Raw genomic sequence first — 22,000 nt, 5'->3', positions numbered from 1 at the left:
GATGTTAAAAACGATGCGTAAACATGGGGTAACCCTGGCACTGTTTGCCGCAGGCTCTACTGGCCTGACGGCGGCTATCGACCAGTTGACTAAAAATACCATCGCCGATCAGGCGGCTAAACAGCAGAACGCGCTGTTTCAACAGGTGATCCCGGCGGACCGCTATAATAACGATTTGCTGCAAAGCTGCTATTTGGTTACCGCGCCAGAGCTGGGGAAAGGCACGCATAAGGTCTATATCGCTCGTCAGGGCGAGCAGGCTGTTGCCGCCGTGATGGAAGCGACCGCGCCGGATGGCTACTCTGGCGCCATTCAGCTTTTGGTCGGCGCCGATTTCAGCGGTACCGTGTTGGGCAGCCGAGTGACTGAACATCACGAAACACCGGGTCTGGGCGATAAAATTGAACTACGAATTTCCGACTGGATCACCCACTTCGCCGGGAAAACCATCGCCAGCGAGAGCGACGCAACGTGGGCGGTGAAAAAAGATGGCGGCCAGTTTGACCAGTTTACCGGCGCGACCATTACCCCTCGCGCCGTAGTCAATGCGGTAAAACGCGCCGGGCTGTACGCTCAAACGTTACCGAATCAACTTTCTAACCTGCAGGCCTGTGGAGAGTAAACCATGAGCGAAGTAAAAGAGGTTATTGTCCAGGGGCTGTGGAAGAACAACTCCGCACTGGTTCAGCTACTGGGGATGTGTCCGCTTCTGGCGGTGACGTCAACAGCTACCAATGCGCTGGGCCTTGGTCTGGCCACGACCCTGGTTCTGACGTTAACCAACTTTGCCATCTCCTGCCTGCGTCGCTGGACTCCTGCGGAGATTCGTATTCCTATCTACGTGATGATTATCGCGTCGGTCGTGAGCGCCGTGCAAATGCTGATCAACGCCTACGCCTTCGGCCTTTACCAGTCGTTGGGGATTTTTATCCCGCTGATCGTGACCAACTGTATCGTCGTGGGGCGTGCTGAAGCCTTTGCTGCCAAAAAAGGGCCAGCGTTATCGGCGCTGGATGGTTTTGCTATCGGCATGGGCGCGACCTGCACCATGTTTGTGCTGGGCTCCCTTCGCGAGTTATTGGGTAACGGTACGCTGTTCGACGGTGCAGACGGCCTGCTGGGCAGTTGGGCGAAAGCACTGCGTATCGAGGTATTCCATACGGATACGCCCTTCCTGTTAGCGATGCTCCCGCCGGGTGCTTTTATTGGTCTGGGCATGCTGCTGGCGATTAAATATCTGATTGATGAACGGACGAAACAACGCAAGGCGAAAGCCGTGCCCGCCACGGACGTCGGCGTTGAAACTGCTGAGAAGGCCTGATGAATAAAGCAAAACGGCTGGAGATTTTAAGCCGCCTGCGGGACAACAACCCGCATCCGACAACCGAACTCAATTTTAGCTCCCCTTTCGAGTTGCTGATCGCGGTGCTGCTTTCCGCGCAGGCTACGGATGTGAGCGTCAATAAAGCGACAGCGAAACTCTATCCGGTCGCTAATACGCCTCAGGCGATGCTGGAGCTGGGCGTGGAAGGCGTGAAGTCTTATATCAAGACCATCGGCCTGTTTAACAGCAAAGCCGAGAACGTGATAAAAACCTGCCGGATGCTGATTGAGTTGCATAAAGGTGAAGTTCCGGAAGATCGCGCGGCGCTGGAAGCGCTGCCTGGCGTGGGGCGCAAAACGGCCAACGTGGTGCTCAATACCGCGTTTGGCTGGCCGACCATCGCGGTTGATACCCATATCTTCCGCGTCTGTAATCGCACGCAGTTTGCTCCCGGCAAGAACGTCGAGCAGGTTGAAGAAAAGCTTCTGAAAGTTGTACCGGCAGAGTTTAAGGTCGATTGTCACCATTGGTTGATTCTCCATGGCCGCTACACCTGCATTGCCCGCAAACCGCGTTGTGGTTCCTGCATCATCGAAGATCTCTGTGAATTCAAAGAGAAGGTCGATATCTAGACTTAGAAGGCGGTCCTCTTTCCTTCGGTGCCGCCGCTGTATCCCCGCCATTACGCTGTTAATCATTAGAATATGGGAAATTATTGGTGTGAATGCCATGCATTAAACACTTATTCTGGTTAATTCTTTTTTTATCACCTAAATTTTCTATATCTCTTGGGTTTTGAACAGCCTGGTAACATTGTGTTATCTCAATGTTATCTTCTGCTCATATAACGCCCATCAATTCAATGTGTCACCCTTATAACACAAGACGATCAACCAGTTATTTTTCAGAATCCAGGCTATATCACTGCCTCAAAAGCGAATCAGCAGAAGATATGGTCACTACGCCATTTTTCGCCCTGGTCAGCAGAGTAAAACGCTACCTAATGGCGATGCGTGAAATTTAAATCTAAATAACATTTATATATCTGGTCATTTGTAGTAACTTACGTATTTGTAACAGAGTATGACAAAAGCCTTGTGCGAAAGCACTGGATAGTGAACATTACTCCCCGTTTCCCCTCCAGAATAACTATAAAGGCGGATGTCGATACGAATTTCCGCCCAGTAACGCCCCGTTAAGATGGGATGTAAAAAAAGAGGTATATGTGTCTACTGCAAACAATAAACCAACTGAAAGCGTAAGTTTGAACGCTTTTAAACAACCAAAAGCGTTCTATTTGATCTTCTCGATCGAACTTTGGGAACGTTTTGGTTACTACGGCTTGCAAGGTATTATGGCTGTCTACCTGGTTAAACAACTGGGTATGTCCGAAGCCGATTCGATTACGTTGTTCTCCTCCTTCAGTGCCCTGGTCTACGGTTTAGTCGCTATCGGCGGCTGGCTGGGCGACAAAATCCTGGGGACCAAACGCGTTATTATGCTGGGCGCAATTGTGCTGGCGATTGGTTATGCGCTGGTTGCATGGTCCGGTCATGACGCGGCTGTCGTGTATATGGGTATGGCGACCATTGCGGTCGGTAACGGTCTGTTCAAGGCTAACCCATCATCCCTGCTTTCTACCTGCTACGACAAAGATGATCCGCGTCTGGACGGTGCATTCACCATGTACTACATGTCCGTTAACATCGGTTCCTTCTTCTCTATGCTGGCAACCCCGTGGCTGGCTGCGAAATTTGGCTGGAGCGTTGCATTCGCACTGAGCGTTGTAGGTATGCTGATTACCGTCGTCAACTTCGCGTTCTGCCAGCGTTGGGTGAAACAGTACGGTTCTAAACCTGACTTTGAGCCTATTAACTACCGTAATCTGCTGCTGACTATCGTAGGTGTTGTCATTCTGGTCACTATCGCGACCTGGCTGCTGCACAACCAGGATGTCGCACGTATGGTGCTGGGCGTGGTTGCGCTGGGTATCGTGGTTATCTTCGGTAAAGAAGCGTTTGCGATGCAGGGTGCTGCTCGTCGCAAAATGATTGTGGCGTTCATCCTGATGCTGGAAGCAATTGTGTTCTTCGTTCTCTACAGCCAGATGCCGACCTCACTGAACTTCTTCGCCATCCGTAACGTTGAGCATTCTATTCTGGGTATCGCGTTTGAGCCGGAACAGTATCAGGCGCTGAACCCGTTCTGGATCATCATCGGTAGCCCGATTCTGGCCGCTATCTACAACAAGATGGGCGACCGTCTGCCGATGCCGCACAAGTTTGCTATCGGTATGGTGCTCTGCTCTGGTGCCTTCCTGGTACTGCCGCTGGGTGCGAAATTCGCCACCGACGCGGGTATCGTTTCCGTAAACTGGCTGATTCTGAGCTACTGCCTGCAGAGTATCGGTGAACTGATGATCTCCGGCCTTGGTCTGGCGATGGTTGCCCAGCTGGTCCCACAACGTCTGATGGGCTTCATTATGGGTAGCTGGTTCTTGACCACTGCCGGTGCGGCGCTGATTGCTGGCCGCGTAGCCAACCTGATGGCGGTGCCTGAGAACGTTACTGACCCGCTGATGTCGCTGGACGTCTACGGTAAAGTCTTCATGCAGATTGGTATTGCCACTGGCGTTATCGCCGTGTTGATGCTGCTGACTGCTTCGAAGCTGAATCGCATGACTCAGGACGACGACAAAACCGTAACTGCGCAGAAAACTGCTTCCGCGTAATATCATCGGGAAACATTTGAATTTGAGCCGTTAACGCGAGTTAACGGCTTTTTTTTTATCCCCGCTGGCACTAACATAGCGAAATGCCCTTCGTCACCTCTGCGTGGCTCAAGATAAAAAAACCGATGACATCTGCCAGAAGGAGTTAGCTATGAAGCTGTTTTATAAACCCGGTGCCTGTTCCCTCGCGTCGCATATTTCGCTGCGTGAAAGTGGGCTTGATTTCACGCTCGTGGGCGTAGACCTGCAAAAGAAAGTGACTGAAACCGGGGAAGATTTCCTGAAAACCAACCCTAAAGGGCAGGTTCCCACGCTCCAGCTGGACGATAACACCGTTCTGACCGAAGGCGTTGCCATCATGCAATACATTGCCGACAGCGTCGCCGACCGTCAGCTACTTGCACCGGTCAGCAGCATCAGCCGCTATAAGACGCTGGAATGGCTCAACTTCATCGCCACCGAGCTGCATAAGGGCTTCACCCCCCTGTTCCGCCCGGATACGCCGGAAGATTACAAACCGACCGCTCGCACGCTGCTGGACAAAAAAATGGCCTATATCGATAGCGAGCTGGCCGATTGCGAATGGATTAGCGGCTCACGCTTTACGATTGCCGATGCGTATTTGTTCACCGTACTGCGCTGGGCATTTGCGGTAAAACTGGAGATGAGCGGTTATAAAAATATTGCGGCCTATATGGCGCGGGTCGCGGCGCGACCTGCCGTTGCGGCCGCGATGGCGGCTGAAGGTCTGAAATAACACAAAATTTGCACGATTTTGTAGGCCGGATAAGCGCAAGCGCCATCCGGCAATATGCCGCAACAGATGTAAAAAAGGGCGTGATTTCTCACGCCCTTTTCATTTCTGCCGCGCTGAATTACTTCCAGCACACCAGGCAGTAGTTTTTCTTACCGCGACGCAGCAGCGTATAGCGGCCATACAGACGATCGCTTTCGCTGAAGGTATATTCCGGGTCGGACTGTTTCTCACCATTGATGGTGACCGCGTTGGAGGCGATAGTTTTACGTGCCTGACCGCGAGACGGTTGCAGCTCAGAGTCCACCAGCGCCTGCATCAGATCAGCGCCTTTCTCCATCTCAACCATCGGTACGCCATCCTGCGCCAGCTGTTCGAAGTCTGCTTCGCTCAGCGCGCTCAGGGTGCCATTAAACAGGCTTTCGGTGATGCGTTTTGCCGCCACCAGACCTTCTTCGCCATGGACCAGACGGGTAACCTGTTCGGCCAGAACGTACTGAGCACGCGGGGCTTTACCGCTGTTTTTGTCTTCTTCTTCCAGCGCATTGATCTCTTCAATGTCCATGAAGGTGAAGAATTTCAGGAAGCGATAAACGTCCGCATCGGCGGTGTTAATCCAGAACTGGTAGAATTTATACGGGCTGGTTTTCTTCGGATCGAGCCATACCGCGCCGCCTTCGGTTTTACCGAACTTGGTACCGTCTGCTTTGGTGATCAGCGGAACCGTCAGGCCGAACACCTGGTTCTGGTGCAGACGACGGGTCAAATCGATACCGGAAGTGATGTTGCCCCACTGGTCAGAACCGCCAATCTGCAGCGCAACGCCGTGCAGTTTGTTCAGGCAGGCAAAGTCATAGCCCTGCAACAGGTTATAGGAGAACTCGGTAAAGGAGATGCCCTGATCGTCACGGTTCAGACGCTGCTTAACCGCTTCTTTGTTGATCATCTGATTAACGGAGAAGTGTTTGCCGATATCACGCAGGAAGGTCAGCACATTCATGCCACCAAACCAGTCGTAGTTGTTCGCGGCAATGGCTGAGTTGTCGCCACAATCGAAATCGAGGAACGGCGCAACCTGTTTGCGGATTTTATCCACCCACTCCTGAACCGTATCTTCAGTGTTCAGTTTACGCTCGGCAGCTTTGAAGCTCGGGTCGCCAATCAGACCGGTCGCGCCACCTACCAGTGCGACGGGCTTATGGCCCGCTTGCTGGAAGCGTTTCAGGCATAACAATGGAACAAGATGCCCCAAATGCAAGCTGTCAGCGGTGGGATCGAAGCCGCAATAGAGCGCGATCGGGCCTTGCGCCAGTCGCTCTGCTAACGCTTCCTCGTCCGTCACCTGGGCCACGAGGCCCCGCTCTTGCAATTGTTTAATCAAGTTACTGCTTGCCATCAAATTCTCCATGTATAAACGACTGCACCTCTGTCGGTACACGACTTTTTCGCCTGACGCGAAAGGGATATAGAATAAAGCGCCAGCCCTTTCAGCACCAGCGCTTAACGCAACAATTTTGCCCTTAAGGCGCGAGTCGGTCGATTTTCCAGTCGTTCGCGTCACGCTGGTATAAAAAACGGTCGTGCAGACGGTGTTCACCGCCCTGCCAGAACTCCATCTGTTCGATAGAGACGCGATACCCGCCCCAGAAACTCGGCAGCGGTACATCGCCCTGTTGGAACTTCTGTTTCAGTTCAAGGAATTTGCTTTCGAGGATGCCGCGCGCGGAAATACGGCTCGACTGTTTTGAGACCCAGGCGCCAATTTGGCTGTCGCGCGGGCGGCTGTGGAAGTATTTAACCACTTCAAGCGTAGAGAGACGTTCGGCTTTGCCGGTGACCATCACCTGACGTTCCAGCGTATGCCAGGGGAACAACAGGCTGATACGCGGATTTTGTTCCAGATGATGCGCTTTGCGGCTGCCGAGGTTGGTGTAGAACACCATCCCTTTTTCATCATAGTGCTTGAGCAAAACGATACGCTGGTAAGGTTGACCGTTTTCATCAACGGTCGCCACCACCATCGCGGTAGGATCGGCGAGCTTCGCCTCACAAGCCTGAGACAACCAGCGCTCAAACAGCGTCAGCGGGTCAGAGGGAAGATCGCGGCGGCGAAGACCGCCACGGGTATACTCTCGGCGCAGATGCGCAATTTGCTGCAATTCGTCGTTATCGGACATAGCGATTGTGATTGTCAGAAATGGGTAGCGTTATTGTGCGCCGCCCGGGTGAAAATCTCAACGCTTAGGGTTTTGTAACTGACAGTTATTCAGCACGATACGGTCACGTTTGTAGACGGTAGCGTCGTTGCCTTTCGACCAGAAAACGTAAATGCCGTCAGTGTAACGCGCCCCGGATGCCGACAGCCCCTGCGGCAGATGCAACTGCTGATTGTCATAAACGAAGCTGACTTCCTGGCGCGGATTGTTCAGTTTGACGGTAAGTGGTTTCTCATCACACTGGTACTCCAGCGTGTCGGTTTGCATCCGTTCCATAAACTGGTTGTAGGTGCTGCAACCAGCCAGCATTAAAGGAATAACAGCGATAAGTAATTTTTTCATTGGCGTGCCTTACGACTTTCCTGGTCCACAGGAGGTGCGAATCCCCCCTTTTCCCTGAGTTTATCGTGCAGCACGCCGGGATGATTTCAGCAAACTCCTATTTGCGCGGATTTGCTGGAAAAATAGCGCCCAGAACACTCTCCTGCGATGCGCCGGTCACCGAAGGCAGATTTCCCGGTAAACCCGCAAGAGTACGCCAGGCAAGCCATGCAAAGGCCAGCGCTTCCATGTCGTCCCCGCTGATACCGTATTCATCCGTCGCGGCGACTTCCGTTCCCGGCAGCATGCCGGCCAGGCGAGTCATCACCATCGGGTTACGGCTACCGCCACCGCATACCAGCAGACGATCGCAGCCACCGCTAAGCAACACCTGCTCGCTGATGGTGGTGGCCGTTAACTCGGCGAGCGTCGCCTGCACATCCTGCGGGCGTAGCGCCGGGAATTGCCCAAGGATGCGCTCAATCCAGCCATAGTTGAAGTACTCGCGCCCGGTGCTCTTCGGCGCAGGCGCAGCAAAATACGGGTCGCAGAGCATCTCCTGCAACAGCGGCAACAACACTTTGCCTTCGCTGGCCCATGCCGCATCTTTGTCATACGGTTTTTTCAGATTGCGCCAGATCCAGGCGTCCATCAGCATATTGCCAGGGCCGGTATCAAAACCGCGAACCGGCTGACCCGGAATGAGCAAAGAGAGGTTGGCAATCCCGCCGATATTCAGAATCATTCGTCGCTCGCCAGGATGCGCCAGCAACGCGTGGTGGAATGCAGGCACCAGCGGTGCGCCCTGCCCACCCAGCGCCATATCGCGACGACGAAAATCGCCGACCACCGTGACGCCCGTTCGCGCCGCAACAATATTGTTATCGCCAATTTGCAGCGTATGAGGCGCATCGCCCGTTGGTTCATGCCAGACGGTTTGCCCGTGACAGCCTATCGCCACGATATCCTCAGGCCGCAGATTTTCCTGCTTCATCAGCGCCAGTACCGCATCGGCAAACAACCTTCCCAGACGTGTATCTAACTGACCAAACTGTGAGAGCGTCAGCTGTTGCCCCTGACAAACGGCCAACACCGCTTCTTTCAGGTCAATGGGAATGGGAAACGCGAGGCTGGCCAGTTGCGCCACTCTGCTTTCATCAATAGCCGCCAGCACAACATCAACCCCGTCGAGACTGGTTCCCGACATCACGCCAATATAACGGCCTGATTTCATACGCCTTCCTTAGTTGCATAAGCAGTGGAATTACACTCCACCATAAAGCAATGCCCAATGCTATGATGCAATAATAATTTTTAGTGATATTTTATACAGCAGTTGCACACCTGGATAAAAAATGTGCGGTTTTCAGGAGGAGTGTTTAACGTTGGTTAAGTTATTCCACGTTATTATTTGCCTATAGTTGTGCAGAATATATAACCTGCCATGAGCAAATACCATATAATTACCTGATACGGATGCTCGCAAGAGCGTTTCTTGGTGAACAGGAGATTCATAAATGATGTTACGTGTTTTGGCCGCTTCTATGATCGGTTTATCGTTAGCAGGGTGCGTTAGCAGCAGCGGTCTGTCCGGCGATGTCTATTCAGCTTCCGAAGCCAAGCAGGTTCAGAATGTCACCTACGGTACCATCGTCAACACGCGTCCGGTACAGATTCAGGGCGGTGATGATAGCAACGTCATTGGCGCTATCGGCGGCGCGGTGCTGGGTGGTTTCCTCGGTAATACCATCGGTGGCGGTACAGGCCGTTCACTGGCAACAGCAGCCGGCGCTGTCGCGGGTGGCGTAGCAGGCCAGGGCGTCCAGGGTGCGATGAACAAAACCCAGGGTGTTGAGCTGGAAATTCGCAAAGATGACGGCAACACCATTATGGTGGTACAGAAACAGGGTGATACCCGCTTCTCTGCTGGCCAGCGCGTCGTGATGGCGAGCAACGGTAGCCAGGTGACCGTTTCCCCGCGTTAATGATTTTCAGCGTGGCCCGCTCGGGTCACGCTTACTTGCCTTTCGTTGCTGACACTTCCTTACCTATCTCCAGACTCATTTAGATTTATTGACGGCATGAATATAAAGAAGTCATTCCGTTCAATTATTATTTGCGCAAAAACAATATTCCTTTGGATAAATTACTCTAAGATTAATCCCACCAGGCTGGATGCCTTGTGAAGCTGAGAGTACTTTCACTCCGAATAATATTGGAATGTCGTCTATGCTGATGAAATTGAAGTTTCCGTTACAGCGTTTTTTGGTTTACTTCACCATTTGTATTATAGGGATTGTTATCCTTAACCATTTTTCGGCGGCGATAATTCATCGTACACCTACGATTGCGCCGTTGCTCTTCCCTATTTTGACTATGTTTTTAATGGTTTTTCATGCCATGATTGCCGCCTTCATGGTAATGAAATACTCCTGCGATAAACATCGTCTTTATCTCACGCCGATAGCCTTCGCCTTTGCGGGCTCAGCCATTCTGATGCTGGGCACGCTGGACAGCTTCCCGGACTGGTTTATGTGTACCGGCTTGACGAAGGTTAACTATAACGACACGCTAATTTTTTATTTTTTCCGCAATATCATGATGGCGTTTCTTTTTATTTTCGCTGTCATTTTGCATGCATTTAAAAAACGTGAGATGCATACCTTTAAAATCCATACGATTATTCTCGTAGGCATCCTACTATTTACGTTGGGCATGCTGTTATTATCCTGGCTTTACTCCAGTCATTACGAATTGCTGAGCGTCGATTTCGTAGATAATAACACCTATCAGTTTACGCAATTGTGGGGAAACCAGCTGGGATGGGTATTAATTGCCCTATGGGTTATCGCTCTGCTGGCAATTCTGGTTGTGACACAGCTCAATAATATATTCTGGTACAGCGGAGCCTTCTTCTGCGCCTGCTACATCTTTACCCTGATTGTGCTGATGTCGTCGGGGCATAGTGCGGGTTATACCTGGTATGAAGCCCGTTTGTTCGAAACCATCTCCACTATGTTCCTGATTCTGGTGCTGCTCTGCGATGTCTTCACGCTCTATCGCCAGTCCAATACCCGGTACATGCATTCGTATCAAAACTCGATTCGTGACCCGCTGACGCAACTTTTTAACCGTAGCTATTTCTACGACACGTTTACCGCATTGATGCCAAAAGTCGCTACCGGGCAGCCTATCTCGGTGATTGTCAGCGACCTGGACCACTTTAAACGTATCAACGACAAATACGGCCATTTGCAGGGCGATAAGGTGATTCAGTTTGTCTCAAAGGTGCTACAGGATTCCGTTCGGCAAAATGATGTTGCCGCGCGCATTGGCGGAGAAGAGTTCGCCCTGCTGCTGGTCGGCGCGTCCTCGAACGTTGCCGAAGGGATTGCCGAACGTATTCGTGTCGCCATCGCCAGCCAGGACGCTGAAAGTAGTCAATCGCAACTGCCGGAGCCTATCACTATCAGTATGGGCGTTTTCACCGCCACTGACCTGACGGTTAACGTAGAAGAGTGCGTACGTCGGGCGGATGAAGCGATGTATCGGGCAAAAGAAGCCGGACGCAACCGCGTGGTGGTGTGGGAATAAGGCGTAAAAAAGCCCTGCCTTCTGGCAGGGCTTTTGAGGAACAAAATCAATCTCTGGATTGCAGATCGATGATGTTTTGTTCCAGCTTATGGATGAGCGCAACCAGTTGGTCAGTCTCTTCCGACGAGATCCCCGAAAGAATTTCGCCCCGTGTCTTACTGATCACCGCTTCCATCTCTTCAATCAATGGTTCGGCTTTTTCAGTCAGTTTTATTCGCTTAGCACGACGATCGTTTGCGCACGTTTGGCGAGAGATAAGCCCTTTCTCTTCCAGCTGATCCAGAGTGCGAACCAATGACGGCTGCTCGATGCCGATCGCTTTAGCCAGCTGGATCTGCGACTGCTCAGGGGGCAACTGATGAATATTATGCAGCGTGACCCAGTGCGTCTGCGTGAGTTCCAGAGGTTTGAGGCGATGGTCGATCAGAGCACGCCAAATGCGCACCAACCGTGCCAGATCAGAACCTAATGGCGATTCCAATTTCATCTCCTTATAATTAGCTTGCTAAGTTATTATACTGATTTTAGAATAGTGTGCAGTATTTAAATACTCAAAACAAATGTATTGCTGCATACGCGCAAAGCAGAGCAATGATTTACACTGTGTTAAAATTGTCTGCATTTCGTTAGCGTTACGCTCACTATCGAGTCTTAACTCTTCAATTGCAAAGGATTTCTGCTTGTGAAGTCGATTCTTCAACTCCCGGGACTACCGCTGCAAGACCTCATGGTGGGTGCCTCTATCTATTTCCCACCGCTATTTAAAGCCGTCCTGCTCGGCTTTCTTATCTGGCTGGTTGCGCACCAGCAACTCCGTGACTGGATGTACGCGGGCGATATCTGGCATCCCTTGCTGATGGATCTCTCGCTGTTTGCCCTGTCCGTATGTGGCGCGTTGCTGATTTTAGTTCTGTGGTGAAGCTATCTAAATGAAAAAATTAAAATATTTCTCTACGCTTCTGGTTGCTGCTTTGGCGGCAATCGCGGTCTGGCTGTGCTGGAACTACTATATGCAGTCACCCTGGACGCGCGATGGGAAAATCCGCTCAGAGCAGGTCAATATTACCCCGCAGGTTTCCGGCAGCATTCTGAAATTGAATGTGAAGGACAACCAGTTTGTTAAAGCAGGCGACGTCCTGTTTGAGATTGACCCAACGCCGTGGCGCATTGCCGTGATGAACGCCGAAGCGCAGCTGGCAAAAGCGCAGTCCGACCTTGTGAAAGCTAACCATGAAGCCACGCGCCGTCAGAACCTGCCGCATAATTATATTTCAGCAGAAGATCTTGATAGCGCAAATATGTCGGTCAAAGCCGCTAAAGCCACCGAGGATGCCGCCGCCGCAGAGCTTGAACATGCCCGCTGGCAGCTGACGCAAACCCTCGTCAAAGCGCCGGTCGACGGCTGGGTTACTAACCTGTCTACACGCGTCGGCAACTATGCCACTCAGGGCCAACCGGTGTTTGCGCTGATCGACAGTCATTCATTCTATGTCGTCGGCTATTTTGAAGAGACCAAGCTGCGCCATATCGCACCAGGCGATAGTGCCTCTATTCAGCTCTACAGCAACGGCAAAACGTTACAGGGTCACGTTAACAGCATTGGTCGCGCGATTTACGACCAAAGCCTGGAAAGCGACAGCAGCCTGGTGGCCGACATCAAACCCAATATCCCGTGGGTTCGTCTGGCGCAGCGTGTGCCGGTGCGTATCGAATTTGATAGCCTGCCGGATGACGTCGTGCTGGTCGCCGGGACTACCTGCTCCGTGTCGATTGGCAGCCAAAAATGACCTTACCGAGTCTGAGCCTGGCGTCACTGCCCTGGTTTAAGGCAACCCCGGCGCAGTGGCGATACGCATTACGTAACGGTATCGCCATGTGCCTGGCGCTGAGCATCGCCTACTACCTGCAACTGGATGAACCTTACTGGGCGATGACCTCCGCGGCGGTGGTGAGTTTTCCTACCGTCGGCGGCGTTATCAGCAAAAGTTTTGGTCGCATCGCCGGTAGCCTGTTTGGCGCCTGGGCGGCGGTGATTATTGCGGGTCATACTTTAACCGATCCGTGGCTGTTTTTAGTCTGTATGGCAGGCTGGATAAGCTTTTGCACCTGGGCGTGCGCGATGTTCACCAACAATGTGGCCTACGCGTTTCAACTGGCGGGCTATACCTGCGCCATTATCGCCTTCCCGGTGATCAACGTCACCGATGCCACCGAACTATGGACTATCGCACAGGCGCGTGTTTGCGAAGTGATTGTCGGCATTTTATGCGGCGGGTTGATGATGATGATCCTGCCCAGTACGTCCGACGGCACCGCACTGCTGACCGCGCTTAAAAACATGCATGCTCGCCTGCTTGAACACGCCAGCCTGCTCTGGCAACCGGTGACGACCGATGCGATTCGCACCGCCCATGAAAGCGTCATCGGCCAGATTCTTACCATGAACCTGCTGCGTATTCAGGCATTCTGGAGCCATTATCGTTTTCGCCAGCAAAACTCGCTGTTGAATGCGCTTCTCCACCAGCAACTGCGGCTAACCAGCGTGATCTCCAGCCTGCGACGCATGCTGCTCAACTGGCCCAATCCACCGGAGAACATTCGCCCGGTGATTGAACAACTTTTGCAGGCGCTGGCGCGGCCCGGTTGCGATATCTACACCGTTGCGCGGATCATTGCGCCGCTGGCTCCGACCGACCCGCAGGATTACCGTCATCGCGCATTCTGGGATCGCCTGCGGTATTTCTGCCGAGTGTATCTCAGCAGCAGTCGATGGCTATCGCGGCTGGAAAATGCGACCGCCGTTTCTGAATTTACCGTACCTGCCGCGCCCGCCCTGATGCGCCATACGGACCACGCGGAGGCCGCCTGGAACGGCGTGCGCACGTTCTGCGCCCTGCTGGCTGTCGGTGCGTGGGCTATCAGCACGCAATGGGAGTCGGGTGCTGCGGCGCTGACGTTATCGGCTATCTGCTGTGTACTCTATTCCGTTTCACCTTCGCCGTTTAACTCACTGACGCTATTGATGCGTACCCTGGTGCTGCTCTCTCTGTTCAGCTTTGTGGTTAAATTTGGCCTGATGGTGCAAATAACCGATTTATGGCAATTTCTGCTTTTTCTGTTTCCGCTGCTGACCACTATGCAGTTACTCAAATTACAAATGCCGAAGCGCGCCGGGCTGTGGGGGCAACTGATTGTCTTTATGGGCTCGTTTATCGCCGTGACCAATCCGCCGGTCTATGACTTTGCGGATTTTCTGAATGATAATCTGGCTAAGATCCTCGGCGTTGGGCTGGCATGGATGGCCTTTGCCGTATTAAAACCCGGCTCCGATGCGCGAAAAAGCCGTCGCCATATTCGTGCGTTACGGCGTCACTTCGTTGATCAACTCAGCCGCCATCCCAACAACAGCGAGCACGATTTTGAGTCGCTGGTTTACCATCATATCAGTCAGTTAAGTAACAGTAAGGATGAACTGGCTCGGCGCTGGCTGCTGCGCTGGGGGGTCGTGCTGTTGAACTGTAGTCACGTAGTGTGGCAATTACGCAGTTGGGAAGCGCGCTCCGACCCGCTTTCGCAGGTGCGGGATCTCTGTATCAGCCTGCTGCGCGATGTGATGAGCGAGCGCGGCGTACAGCAACGCCCGCTCACCACGTCATTACAGGAATTACAACGTATTTCCGAAGCACTGTCCCATCACCACCAGCCGGCCGCCCGTGAACTGGCGTCGATTGTCTGGCGACTGCACTGCTCATTATCGCAGCTGGAACAGGCGCCGGTAGCCGGAACGATTACCGAACGAACTACTTAATCACCCCACAAGCATAGCGCGCCCCGCCGCCGCCCAGCGGTTTGGGATGATCGGACATGTTATCGCCACCCACGTGGATCATCAGCGCTTTGCCTTCAATGTCCGCAAATTTCTTCAGGCGTGGCGCGTACACCGGCGTGGTGGCTTTTCCGTCTTTATCAACGATTAACGCAGGTAAATCACCGAGATGGCCTTTGCCATCCGGCCCTTCATGTTTACCGGTTTTTTCAGGATCGAAATGGCCACCTGCAGCTTCCGCAGCGCTGGCTTTCCCCTCTTTGATGGCGGGCTGACAACTGCCGTTGGCATGAATATGGAAACCGTGTTCTCCAGGCGGTAATGCCTTGAGATCGGGCGCAAACTCCAGCCCTTTATCCGTTTCGCTAATTTTGATGCTACCAATTGACTGGCCGACGCTCTGGGATGTGACAAGATTCATTTCAACATTGTCACCCGCAGCCTGTGCGCCAGCTGAAAAAGCCAGCGCAAGGATCGTCAGAGTAAATCGTTTCATGAGACCTCCGTTACTGTCGTGTCCCCGTTAAGTGTAAACCAGGGACACGTTTTTCACCGAAGGTCGGGGAAATGGCTCAGGGAACGTCAAATCCCAACGCTGCTTTGCGGATGCGGAACCACTGCTGACGCGTCATTTCCAGCGACTGAGATTCAATCGCTGAACGTACACGCTCGATTTTACCGGAACCGATGATTGGCAACGGTTTCGACGGCAGACGCATCACCCAGGCGTAAACCACCTGCTCGATGCTGGCAGCGTTTAGCTCTGTGGCCACCTGCGCCAGTTCAGCGCGTAACGGCTGGAACTCATCATCGTTAAATAAGCGACCACCGCCAAGGCAGGACCACGCCATCGGGCGAATACGCAGCTGCTGGAGTTGATCCAGCGTGCCGTCCAGAATCGTCGGCTGATGGATTGGCGAGATTTCTACCTGGTTGGTCGCCAGCGTAAACGGCAGACGCGACTGCAACAGCGTGAACTGTGCAGGCGTAAAGTTAGAGACGCCGAAGTGGCGCACTTTTCCGCTCTGATGCAGGTTCAGAAATGCTTCTGCCACTTCGTCGGCATCCATTAACGGGTCCGGGCGATGAATCAACAGCAGATCCAGACGGTCGGTCGCCAGGTTAATCAGCGACTGCTCTGCACTGCTGATAATGTGCTTGCTGTCGGTAATATAGTGGCCCAGCACGTTTTCGGCTTTCGCGGTGGTGGCAATACCGCATTTGGTGACGATTTCCATACGCTCGCGCAGGTGCGGCGCAAGCTTCATCGCCTCGCCGAATGCCGCTTCACACTGATATCCACCGTAAATATCGGCGTGATCGACCGTCGTTACGCCCAGGTCGAGGTGCTCTTCAATGAAACTCACTAACTGACGGGCGGACATGTTCCAGTCCATCAAACGCCAGTATCCCATGACGAAACGTGAAAATTCCGGCCCTTGCGGCGCCAGGGTAATACGCTGAACCATAACAGCTTCCTCAACGAAAATTTGTAACGAGTATACGCAATTCTGCCGTTAAAACAGTGAGGGCTGCTGAGGTTCTTCGGCATCGTTGGTTTTGTTTGCGCGTAATTTGCGCAGCAGACGCTGTCGGCAGAGGCGTAATACCTCCTGCTTTTGCGTATCGCTCATCTTTTGCCAGTTAAAGCGCTCATCGCGACTGCGCATACAGCCCCGGCAATATCCGCGCTCATCACTCTGGCATATACCCCGGCACGGACTCTGCACCGGGAAAAATTCCAGCTGCTCCGCCACGTTGGCCTCCTGTTTACGACGCTTCTTCACATTGAAGACGTTTACGCCCGCCTCTGCAACTTTAATGTCAACGTGCCAGGCGAAAAAAACTTGCACTAGACCGATTGGTCTATTAAATTATTTCCCCATGAGCAAACACAGTGAACACGATACCCGCGAACACATTCTGGCCACCGGCGAGCAGCTTTGCATGCAACGCGGTTTTGTTGGAATGGGCTTAAGCGAACTGTTGAAAACGGCGGAAGTTCCGAAAGGATCGTTCTACCACTATTTCCGTTCGAAAGAAGCCTTTGGCGTCGCGATGCTCGAACGCTATTTTGCCGATTATCACCAGCGCCTTGCGCAACACTTTGCCGCAGGTGAAGGAACTTATCGCGATCGCCTGCTGGCTTACTATCAGCAGGCCGTTAACCAGTTTTGCCAGCAGGGAAAAATTAGCGGTTGTTTAACCGTGAAGCTCTCTGCGGAAGTGTGCGACCTGTCGGAAGACATGCGCGCAGAAATGAATAAGGGCGCCAGCCAAATCATCAACCTGCTGGCACAGGCGCTGGAACAAGGTCGTCGTCACGGTTGTTTACGCTTCGACGGCGAGGCGCATACCCAGGCAGAAGTGCTCTATTCACTTTGGCTCGGCGCGAACCTCCAGGCCAAGATTTCAAAGAGCTCAACGCCGCTGGAAAGCGCGCTGGCTCACGCCAAAATTATGATTGCAACGCCCGCACAATAAGGGCGTTTTATTTTATCGAATCACTAGACGACCGGTCTACTCAGGAGTCACCATGTCGCAAGAAAAACTGTTTACCCCACTGAAAGTGGGTGCTGTTACTGCCCCTAACCGTGTCTTTATGGCCCCGCTCACCCGCTTACGCAGCATTGAGCCCGGCGATATCCCAACGCCGCTGATGGCTGAGTATTACCGTCAACGCGCCAGTTCAGGGCTGATTATTTCTGAAGCGACGCAAATCTCCGCCCAGGCGAAGGGCTATGCCGGCGCGCCGGGTCTCTACAGCAAAGAGCAAATTGCCGCATGGCAAAAAATCACCGCAGGTGTTCACGCTGAAGGCGGCCGCATTGCCGTACAATTCTGGCACACCGGGCGTATTTCCCACTCCAGCCTGCAACCTGGCGGCCAGGCACCGGTTGCGCCGTCTGCCCTGAGCGCAGGAACGCGGACTTCCCTGCGTGACGAAAACGGTCATGCTATTCGCGTTGATACCTCTATGCCGCGGGCGCTGGAAACCGAAGAGATCCCGGGAATTGTGAATGATTTCCGTCAGGCGGTCGCCAATGCCCGTGAAGCCGGTTTCGACCTGGTTGAACTGCACTCTGCGCACGGATATCTGCTGCATCAGTTCCTTTCGCCTTCTTCTAACCACCGTACCGATCAATACGGCGGCAGCGTCGAAAACCGTGCGCGTCTGGTGCTGGAAGTGGTTGACGCCGCTATCGAAGAATGGGGTGCCGACCGCATTGGGATCCGCGTATCGCCAATTGGTTCCTTCCAGAACGTGGATAATGGCCCGAACGAAGAAGCCGATGCGCTGTATCTGATTGAAGAACTTGGCAAACGCGGCATTGCTTACCTGCACATGTCTGAACCAGACTGGGCCGGTGGCGAACCGTACAGCGAAACGTTCCGTGAGAAAGTGCGCGCCCGCTTCCAGGGTGTGATTATCGGTGCCGGGGCCTACACGCCGGAAAAAGCCGAAGATCTGATCCAAAAAGGGTTGATTGACGCTGTTGCCTTTGGCCGCGCGTATATCGCCAACCCGGACCTGGTGGCTCGCCTGCAGCGCAAAGCGGAACTCAACCCGCAGCGTCCGGAAAGCTTCTACGGCGGCGACGCCGAGGGTTATACCGATTACCCTACACTGTAATCGTGCATTGATAGCGGCAGGGATCCGCCGCTATACTAAAATAATGTTTTGTTTTAAATAACGATTATCCAGTGAGAGGAAATTATGCGCTTATTGCACACCATGCTTCGTGTTGGCGACCTGCAACGTTCCATCGAGTTTTACACCAAAGTACTGGGTATGAAACTGCTGCGTACCAGTGAAAACACCGAATACAAATACTCCCTCGCCTTCGTCGGCTACGGTGACGAAAAAGACGAAGCGGTAATTGAGTTGACCTATAACTGGGGCGTTGATAAATACGATCTCGGTAACGCTTATGGTCACATCGCCCTGAGCGTTGACAACGCCGCAGAAGCCTGTGAGCGTATTCGTAACAACGGCGGCAACGTTACGCGTGAAGCCGGCCCGGTAAAAGGCGGCACCACGGTTATCGCCTTCGTTGAAGATCCGGACGGTTATAAAATCGAACTGATTGAAGAAAAAGATGCCGGCAAAGGCCTCGGCAACTGATTCCCCACGGGCGCTACGGCGCCCGTTCTTTTATCCGCTTTTACTGCATCCCCTGGCAAAATTTGCCATAATGCGCGCTACTTTTTTCAGGTTAAGAGATTCTAATGTCCGACAATGCGCAACTGAATGGTCTGTGCGACCGTTTTCGTGGTTTTTATCCCGTGGTGATTGATGTGGAAACCGCCGGATTCAACGCCAAAACTGATGCTCTGCTCGAAATTGCAGCGATCACGTTGAAAATGGATGAAGATGGCTGGTTGATGCCGGACACCACTGCACATTTCCATGTCGAGCCGTTTGAGGGTGCGAATCTGCAACCGGAAGCGCTGGCGTTCAACGGTATTGATCCGACTGACCCTGAACGTGGCGCCGTGAGCGAACATGACGCGCTGCATGCTATTTTCAAAATGGTGCGCAAAGGCCTGAAAGACGCGGGCTGCAACCGCGCCATTATGGTCGCGCATAACGCCACCTTCGATCACAGCTTCATGATGGCCGCCGCCGAGCGCGCGAATCTGAAACGCAATCCGTTCCACCCTTTCGTGACTTTCGATACCGCTGCGCTGAGCGGGCTGGCGCTGGGTCAAACCGTTCTGTCGAAAGCCTGTATTGCGGCAGGTATGGCCTTTGACGGTGAGCAGGCGCACTCCGCGCTGTACGATACGGAACAAACCGCGCAGCTGTTCTGCGAAATCGTCAACCGCTGGAAACGTCTGGGCGGCTGGCCGCTGCCAATAGCCGCTGAATAAATCACATAAAAAAAGCGACCGTTTCAGGTCGCTTTTTTTGCCGGGAGGCGGTTAACGCCGTAACCGCCTGCGAATTACTCCGCTTTCGGCTCTTCTTCTTTATATTTTGCCGCAGTTTCTTTGATCAACTGCTGCAATTCACCGCGCTGGTACATCTCGATGATGATGTCGCAGCCGCCAACCAGCTCGCCATCAACCCACAGCTGCGGGAAGGTCGGCCAGTTCGCGTATTTCGGCAGCTCAGCGCGGATTTCCGGGTTTTGCAGAATATCTACGTAAGCAAAACGTTCGCCACAGGCAGAGAGCGCCTGGACAGCTTGTGCGGAAAAACCGCAGCTTGGCAGTTTCGGGGAACCCTTCATGTACAGCAGGATGGGGTTCTCGGCGATCTGACGTTGGATTGTTTCAACAGTTGTGCTCATTGTCTTACTTCCTTAACTTCGAATACCACATGTAGTCTGACATTGTAGCGTTTCAGACCTCAGACGGAAAATAACATTTTATTCACTCTTTACTATTTTACCGTCTGAGCGCAGAAGATGCCTTCGAAATGTCACTTTAGCAGCCCGCAGCCAAAAAAACTGTGCATTTTTTGGCTGATTGTATTTCGATTGCTGTTTTTTTTTGCACTTGCTAACGAAACACTATTTTAGATACAAAATCGCTATTAACTTTATTGGTTTATATGGATTAGAATTGATGAGTTTTGTAAATCATACCCAGGCATGAATTTTATGCCTCCATACTCAGAGGATTGCTCAGTGGCGCGAATAAAAAAAATGTCGATCACGCTCTGTGCTTTGCTGTTTTCATCATTAGCATTCTCGCCGCTCTCGCACGCTTCCGGTCACACGAAAGCCACGGCGGCGCAAAAATCGCTTTCCGCCAAAGGAAGCGAACGGAAGAAGAAAAATACCGTCAGCAAAAGCAGCAGCAAGAAGAAGTCCACCGCCTCAACCAGTAAAAAAACCACCACTAAGGCGACGGCAAGTAAAAAAATTGCCTCTACCGCCAGCAAATCATCCCGCACCGCGCGCACTGCCAGTACCACGAAGACGGCCACTACGCGCCGCAGCAAAAGCAGCGCGATGAAAACCGCAGCGGCAAACGTCACCACCAAATGCGTGGTCCGGAAAGGCCATAAGAAATCCTGTACCACCAGCACGGTGGAGAGCAAACCGTTAACTATCGCCGAAGCGCATAAGGCGCGCGTGCAGAAAGCACAAAAAACCGCGATGAATAAATTGATGGACCAGATTGGCAAACCTTATCGCTGGGGCGGCACCTCTCCGCGCACCGGTTTTGATTGCAGCGGTCTGGTGTATTACGCGTATAAAGATCTGGTGAAATTCCGGATCCCACGTACCGCTAATGAAATGTACCACCTGCGCGATGCCCGTGCGATTGACCGTGGTGAGCTGGAGAGCGGCGATTTAGTGTTCTTCCGCACGCGTGGCCGTGGCACCGCCGATCACGTTGGCGTCTATATCGGCGGCGGGAAGTTTATTCAGTCTCCGCGTACCGGGCGCGATATTCAAATTACCTCGCTCAGTGAAGACTACTGGGATCGCCACTACGTTGGCGCACGCCGCGTGATGACGCCGAAAACCATCCGCTAACCCCTGCCCTGCCACGTTGCTGGCAGGGTAACCTTCTCTTTTATCACACCTTTTAATTTGCTACTCTATCCACACTCAGTACAGGGTTACTGGGGATATTAACTATAAAAAGGAGAGTAGCAATGTCGTTCGAATTACCTGCATTACCGTATGCCAAAGACGCTCTGGCACCGCACATTTCTGCCGAGACGCTCGAATATCATTATGGGAAACACCACCAGACTTACGTCACCAACCTGAACAATATGGTGAAAGGGACGGCGTTTGAAGGCAAATCGCTGGAAGAGATCATTCGCACCTCTGAAGGCGGCGTGTTTAACAACGCAGCGCAGGTCTGGAACCACACCTTCTACTGGCACTGCCTGGCACCGAACGCCGGTGGCGAACCGACCGGTGAAGTGGCAGAAGCCATCAACCGTGCTTTCGGTAGCTTTGCTGAGTTTAAAGCGCAGTTCAGCGATGCAGCCGCGAAGAACTTCGGTTCTGGCTGGACCTGGCTTGTGAAAAAAGCCGACGGCAGCCTGGCGATTGTCTCTACCTCTAACGCGGGTACGCCGTTGACCACGGATGCTAAACCGCTGCTGACGGTAGATGTGTGGGAGCACGCTTACTATATTGATTACCGCAATGCACGCGTGAGCTATCTGGAGCACTTCTGGGCGCTGGTAAACTGGAAGTTTGTTGCTGAGAATCTGGCGGCATAAAGAAATGACGCAGAAGGGTATCCCCTTCTGCGTTTT

25 protein-coding genes are annotated in these 22,000 nt (G+C 52.8%); 16 read left to right on the top strand and 9 right to left on the bottom strand.

Annotated elements, in window-relative coordinates; all coding sequences use genetic code 11:
- Position 1 precedes the first annotated feature (1 nt).
- The 5 genes from rsxG to gstA all read left to right on the top strand — a co-directional run bounded on the left by rsxG (position 2) and on the right by gstA (position 4,812).
- Entirely contained in the window at positions 2 to 622 is a 621-nt protein-coding gene (rsxG, locus tag ACWWFX_RS12295; protein ID WP_276220126.1) for an electron transport complex subunit RsxG, read from the top strand.
- 3 nt (positions 623 to 625) lie between these two features.
- Positions 626 to 1,321, top strand: a complete 696-nt coding sequence (locus ACWWFX_RS12290; RefSeq protein WP_276220070.1) for an electron transport complex subunit E — start codon at positions 626 to 628, stop codon at positions 1,319 to 1,321.
- Positions 1,321 to 1,956: an endonuclease III gene (nth, locus tag ACWWFX_RS12285; RefSeq protein WP_276220069.1), complete on the top strand. Its 636-nt coding sequence runs from the start codon at positions 1,321 to 1,323 to the stop codon at positions 1,954 to 1,956. The genes ACWWFX_RS12290 and nth overlap by 1 nt, the downstream gene beginning before the upstream one ends.
- Positions 1,957 to 2,549: 593 nt before the next feature.
- Positions 2,550 to 4,055: a dipeptide/tripeptide permease DtpA gene (dtpA, locus tag ACWWFX_RS12280; RefSeq protein WP_276220068.1), complete on the top strand. Its 1,506-nt coding sequence runs from the start codon at positions 2,550 to 2,552 to the stop codon at positions 4,053 to 4,055.
- Between the two features lie 151 nt (positions 4,056 to 4,206).
- Entirely contained in the window at positions 4,207 to 4,812 is a 606-nt protein-coding gene (gene gstA / locus ACWWFX_RS12275; protein WP_473223907.1) for a glutathione transferase GstA, read from the top strand.
- 118 nt (positions 4,813 to 4,930) lie between these two features.
- Here the strand turns inward: gstA and tyrS are convergent, their stop codons facing one another.
- The 4 genes from tyrS to anmK all read right to left on the bottom strand — a co-directional run bounded on the left by tyrS (position 4,931) and on the right by anmK (position 8,580).
- Positions 4,931 to 6,205, bottom strand: a complete 1,275-nt coding sequence (gene tyrS, locus ACWWFX_RS12270; RefSeq protein WP_473223906.1) for a tyrosine--tRNA ligase — start codon at positions 6,203 to 6,205, stop codon at positions 4,931 to 4,933.
- Positions 6,206 to 6,329: 124 nt separating this feature from the next.
- Positions 6,330 to 6,986 carry a pyridoxamine 5'-phosphate oxidase gene (gene pdxH, locus ACWWFX_RS12265; protein ID WP_276220066.1) on the bottom strand — a complete coding sequence of 219 codons (657 nt, stop codon included), beginning with the start codon at positions 6,984 to 6,986 and terminating at the stop codon, positions 6,330 to 6,332.
- A gap of 57 nt (positions 6,987 to 7,043) precedes the next feature.
- A complete protein-coding gene (gene mliC, locus ACWWFX_RS12260) occupies positions 7,044 to 7,367 on the bottom strand; it encodes a C-type lysozyme inhibitor (RefSeq protein ID WP_015964270.1) in 324 nt (107 codons plus the stop codon).
- A 97-nt stretch (positions 7,368 to 7,464) separates the two neighbouring features.
- Positions 7,465 to 8,580, bottom strand: a complete 1,116-nt coding sequence (gene anmK, locus ACWWFX_RS12255) for an anhydro-N-acetylmuramic acid kinase (RefSeq protein ID WP_456145635.1) — start codon at positions 8,578 to 8,580, stop codon at positions 7,465 to 7,467.
- 283 nt (positions 8,581 to 8,863) lie between these two features.
- Between anmK and slyB the strand changes: the two genes are divergently transcribed.
- A complete protein-coding gene (slyB, locus tag ACWWFX_RS12250; protein ID WP_015964268.1) occupies positions 8,864 to 9,331 on the top strand; it encodes an outer membrane lipoprotein SlyB in 468 nt (155 codons plus the stop codon).
- A 244-nt stretch (positions 9,332 to 9,575) separates the two neighbouring features.
- A complete protein-coding gene (locus ACWWFX_RS12245) occupies positions 9,576 to 10,940 on the top strand; it encodes an MASE4 domain-containing protein (RefSeq protein WP_473223905.1) in 1,365 nt (454 codons plus the stop codon).
- Positions 10,941 to 10,986: 46 nt separating this feature from the next.
- Here ACWWFX_RS12245 and slyA read toward each other — a convergent pair whose 3' ends face one another.
- The gene (gene slyA / locus ACWWFX_RS12240; RefSeq protein ID WP_276220063.1) at positions 10,987 to 11,427 is read right to left on the bottom strand and encodes a transcriptional regulator SlyA; all 441 of its coding nucleotides are present in this window, start codon (positions 11,425 to 11,427) and stop codon (positions 10,987 to 10,989) included.
- A 240-nt stretch (positions 11,428 to 11,667) separates the two neighbouring features.
- Here slyA and ACWWFX_RS12235 point away from each other — a divergent pair, with 240 nt between their 5' ends.
- From ACWWFX_RS12235 to ACWWFX_RS12225, 3 genes are read left to right on the top strand one after another with little or no spacing between them, the layout of a single operon-like run.
- A complete protein-coding gene (locus ACWWFX_RS12235; RefSeq protein WP_051051017.1) occupies positions 11,668 to 11,859 on the top strand; it encodes a DUF1656 domain-containing protein in 192 nt (63 codons plus the stop codon).
- A gap of 10 nt (positions 11,860 to 11,869) precedes the next feature.
- Complete coding sequence (locus ACWWFX_RS12230) at positions 11,870 to 12,727, top strand: efflux RND transporter periplasmic adaptor subunit (RefSeq protein WP_276220062.1); 858 nt, start codon at positions 11,870 to 11,872, stop codon at positions 12,725 to 12,727.
- Positions 12,724 to 14,748, top strand: a complete 2,025-nt coding sequence (locus ACWWFX_RS12225) for an FUSC family protein (RefSeq protein ID WP_473223904.1) — start codon at positions 12,724 to 12,726, stop codon at positions 14,746 to 14,748. The genes ACWWFX_RS12230 and ACWWFX_RS12225 overlap by 4 nt, the downstream gene beginning before the upstream one ends.
- On the opposite strand, the gene sodC is transcribed toward ACWWFX_RS12225, so the two are convergent.
- The 3 genes from sodC to ACWWFX_RS12210 form a co-directional block, all read right to left on the bottom strand.
- A complete protein-coding gene (gene sodC / locus ACWWFX_RS12220) occupies positions 14,741 to 15,262 on the bottom strand; it encodes a superoxide dismutase [Cu-Zn] SodC (protein ID WP_015964262.1) in 522 nt (173 codons plus the stop codon). The genes ACWWFX_RS12225 and sodC overlap by 8 nt on opposite strands.
- Positions 15,263 to 15,338: 76 nt before the next feature.
- A complete protein-coding gene (locus ACWWFX_RS12215) occupies positions 15,339 to 16,235 on the bottom strand; it encodes an aldo/keto reductase (RefSeq protein ID WP_276220060.1) in 897 nt (298 codons plus the stop codon).
- Between the two features lie 48 nt (positions 16,236 to 16,283).
- Positions 16,284 to 16,523 (bottom strand): DUF1289 domain-containing protein, encoded by a 240-nt coding sequence (locus ACWWFX_RS12210; protein ID WP_015964260.1) that lies wholly within the window; start codon positions 16,521 to 16,523, stop codon positions 16,284 to 16,286.
- Between the two features lie 127 nt (positions 16,524 to 16,650).
- Here ACWWFX_RS12210 and ACWWFX_RS12205 point away from each other — a divergent pair, with 127 nt between their 5' ends.
- The 4 genes from ACWWFX_RS12205 (at position 16,651) to rnt (ending at position 19,641) form a co-directional block, all read left to right on the top strand.
- A complete protein-coding gene (locus tag ACWWFX_RS12205) occupies positions 16,651 to 17,250 on the top strand; it encodes a TetR/AcrR family transcriptional regulator (protein ID WP_276220059.1) in 600 nt (199 codons plus the stop codon).
- A gap of 52 nt (positions 17,251 to 17,302) precedes the next feature.
- Positions 17,303 to 18,400 carry an alkene reductase gene (gene nemA, locus ACWWFX_RS12200; protein WP_276220058.1) on the top strand — a complete coding sequence of 366 codons (1,098 nt, stop codon included), beginning with the start codon at positions 17,303 to 17,305 and terminating at the stop codon, positions 18,398 to 18,400.
- 84 nt (positions 18,401 to 18,484) lie between these two features.
- Positions 18,485 to 18,892, top strand: a complete 408-nt coding sequence (gloA, locus tag ACWWFX_RS12195; protein WP_015964257.1) for a lactoylglutathione lyase — start codon at positions 18,485 to 18,487, stop codon at positions 18,890 to 18,892.
- Between the two features lie 104 nt (positions 18,893 to 18,996).
- Positions 18,997 to 19,641 (top strand): ribonuclease T, encoded by a 645-nt coding sequence (gene rnt, locus ACWWFX_RS12190; protein ID WP_473223903.1) that lies wholly within the window; start codon positions 18,997 to 18,999, stop codon positions 19,639 to 19,641.
- Positions 19,642 to 19,715: 74 nt separating this feature from the next.
- Here rnt and ACWWFX_RS12185 read toward each other — a convergent pair whose 3' ends face one another.
- Positions 19,716 to 20,063, bottom strand: coding sequence for a Grx4 family monothiol glutaredoxin (locus ACWWFX_RS12185; protein ID WP_015964255.1), 348 nt, complete (start codon positions 20,061 to 20,063; stop codon positions 19,716 to 19,718).
- Between the two features lie 339 nt (positions 20,064 to 20,402).
- Here ACWWFX_RS12185 and ACWWFX_RS12180 point away from each other — a divergent pair, with 339 nt between their 5' ends.
- Together ACWWFX_RS12180 and sodB are read left to right on the top strand one after the other, a co-directional pair.
- Positions 20,403 to 21,260, top strand: a complete 858-nt coding sequence (locus ACWWFX_RS12180) for a C40 family peptidase (protein ID WP_276220056.1) — start codon at positions 20,403 to 20,405, stop codon at positions 21,258 to 21,260.
- Positions 21,261 to 21,382: 122 nt separating this feature from the next.
- Positions 21,383 to 21,964 (top strand): superoxide dismutase [Fe], encoded by a 582-nt coding sequence (gene sodB, locus ACWWFX_RS12175; protein ID WP_015964253.1) that lies wholly within the window; start codon positions 21,383 to 21,385, stop codon positions 21,962 to 21,964.
- Positions 21,965 to 22,000 lie beyond the last annotated feature (36 nt).

The sequence above is a fragment of the Pseudocitrobacter sp. 2023LY-00077 genome, assembly GCF_055796175.1.
This window is presented reverse-complemented; position numbering and strand designations above follow the sequence as displayed.

Excerpts from the sequence above, each read along its gene's own strand:
- rsxG (WP_276220126.1), top strand. The coding sequence starts at position 2 with ATGTTAAAAACGATGCGTAAACATGGGGTAACCCTGGCACTGTTTGCC.
- ACWWFX_RS12290 (WP_276220070.1), top strand. The coding sequence starts at position 626 with ATGAGCGAAGTAAAAGAGGTTATTGTCCAGGGGCTGTGGAAGAACAAC.
- nth (WP_276220069.1), top strand. The coding sequence starts at position 1,321 with ATGAATAAAGCAAAACGGCTGGAGATTTTAAGCCGCCTGCGGGACAAC.
- gstA (WP_473223907.1), top strand. The coding sequence starts at position 4,207 with ATGAAGCTGTTTTATAAACCCGGTGCCTGTTCCCTCGCGTCGCATATT.
- tyrS (WP_473223906.1), bottom strand. The coding sequence starts at position 6,205 with ATGGCAAGCAGTAACTTGATTAAACAATTGCAAGAGCGGGGCCTCGTG.
- pdxH (WP_276220066.1), bottom strand. The coding sequence starts at position 6,986 with ATGTCCGATAACGACGAATTGCAGCAAATTGCGCATCTGCGCCGAGAG.
- mliC (WP_015964270.1), bottom strand. The coding sequence starts at position 7,367 with ATGAAAAAATTACTTATCGCTGTTATTCCTTTAATGCTGGCTGGTTGC.
- anmK (WP_456145635.1), bottom strand. The coding sequence starts at position 8,580 with ATGAAATCAGGCCGTTATATTGGCGTGATGTCGGGAACCAGTCTCGAC.
- slyB (WP_015964268.1), top strand. The coding sequence starts at position 8,864 with ATGATGTTACGTGTTTTGGCCGCTTCTATGATCGGTTTATCGTTAGCA.
- ACWWFX_RS12245 (WP_473223905.1), top strand. The coding sequence starts at position 9,576 with ATGCTGATGAAATTGAAGTTTCCGTTACAGCGTTTTTTGGTTTACTTC.
- slyA (WP_276220063.1), bottom strand. The coding sequence starts at position 11,427 with ATGAAATTGGAATCGCCATTAGGTTCTGATCTGGCACGGTTGGTGCGC.
- ACWWFX_RS12235 (WP_051051017.1), top strand. The coding sequence starts at position 11,668 with ATGGTGGGTGCCTCTATCTATTTCCCACCGCTATTTAAAGCCGTCCTG.
- ACWWFX_RS12230 (WP_276220062.1), top strand. The coding sequence starts at position 11,870 with ATGAAAAAATTAAAATATTTCTCTACGCTTCTGGTTGCTGCTTTGGCG.
- ACWWFX_RS12225 (WP_473223904.1), top strand. The coding sequence starts at position 12,724 with ATGACCTTACCGAGTCTGAGCCTGGCGTCACTGCCCTGGTTTAAGGCA.
- sodC (WP_015964262.1), bottom strand. The coding sequence starts at position 15,262 with ATGAAACGATTTACTCTGACGATCCTTGCGCTGGCTTTTTCAGCTGGC.
- ACWWFX_RS12215 (WP_276220060.1), bottom strand. The coding sequence starts at position 16,235 with ATGGTTCAGCGTATTACCCTGGCGCCGCAAGGGCCGGAATTTTCACGT.
- ACWWFX_RS12205 (WP_276220059.1), top strand. The coding sequence starts at position 16,651 with ATGAGCAAACACAGTGAACACGATACCCGCGAACACATTCTGGCCACC.
- nemA (WP_276220058.1), top strand. The coding sequence starts at position 17,303 with ATGTCGCAAGAAAAACTGTTTACCCCACTGAAAGTGGGTGCTGTTACT.
- gloA (WP_015964257.1), top strand. The coding sequence starts at position 18,485 with ATGCGCTTATTGCACACCATGCTTCGTGTTGGCGACCTGCAACGTTCC.
- rnt (WP_473223903.1), top strand. The coding sequence starts at position 18,997 with ATGTCCGACAATGCGCAACTGAATGGTCTGTGCGACCGTTTTCGTGGT.
- ACWWFX_RS12185 (WP_015964255.1), bottom strand. The coding sequence starts at position 20,063 with ATGAGCACAACTGTTGAAACAATCCAACGTCAGATCGCCGAGAACCCC.
- sodB (WP_015964253.1), top strand. The coding sequence starts at position 21,383 with ATGTCGTTCGAATTACCTGCATTACCGTATGCCAAAGACGCTCTGGCA.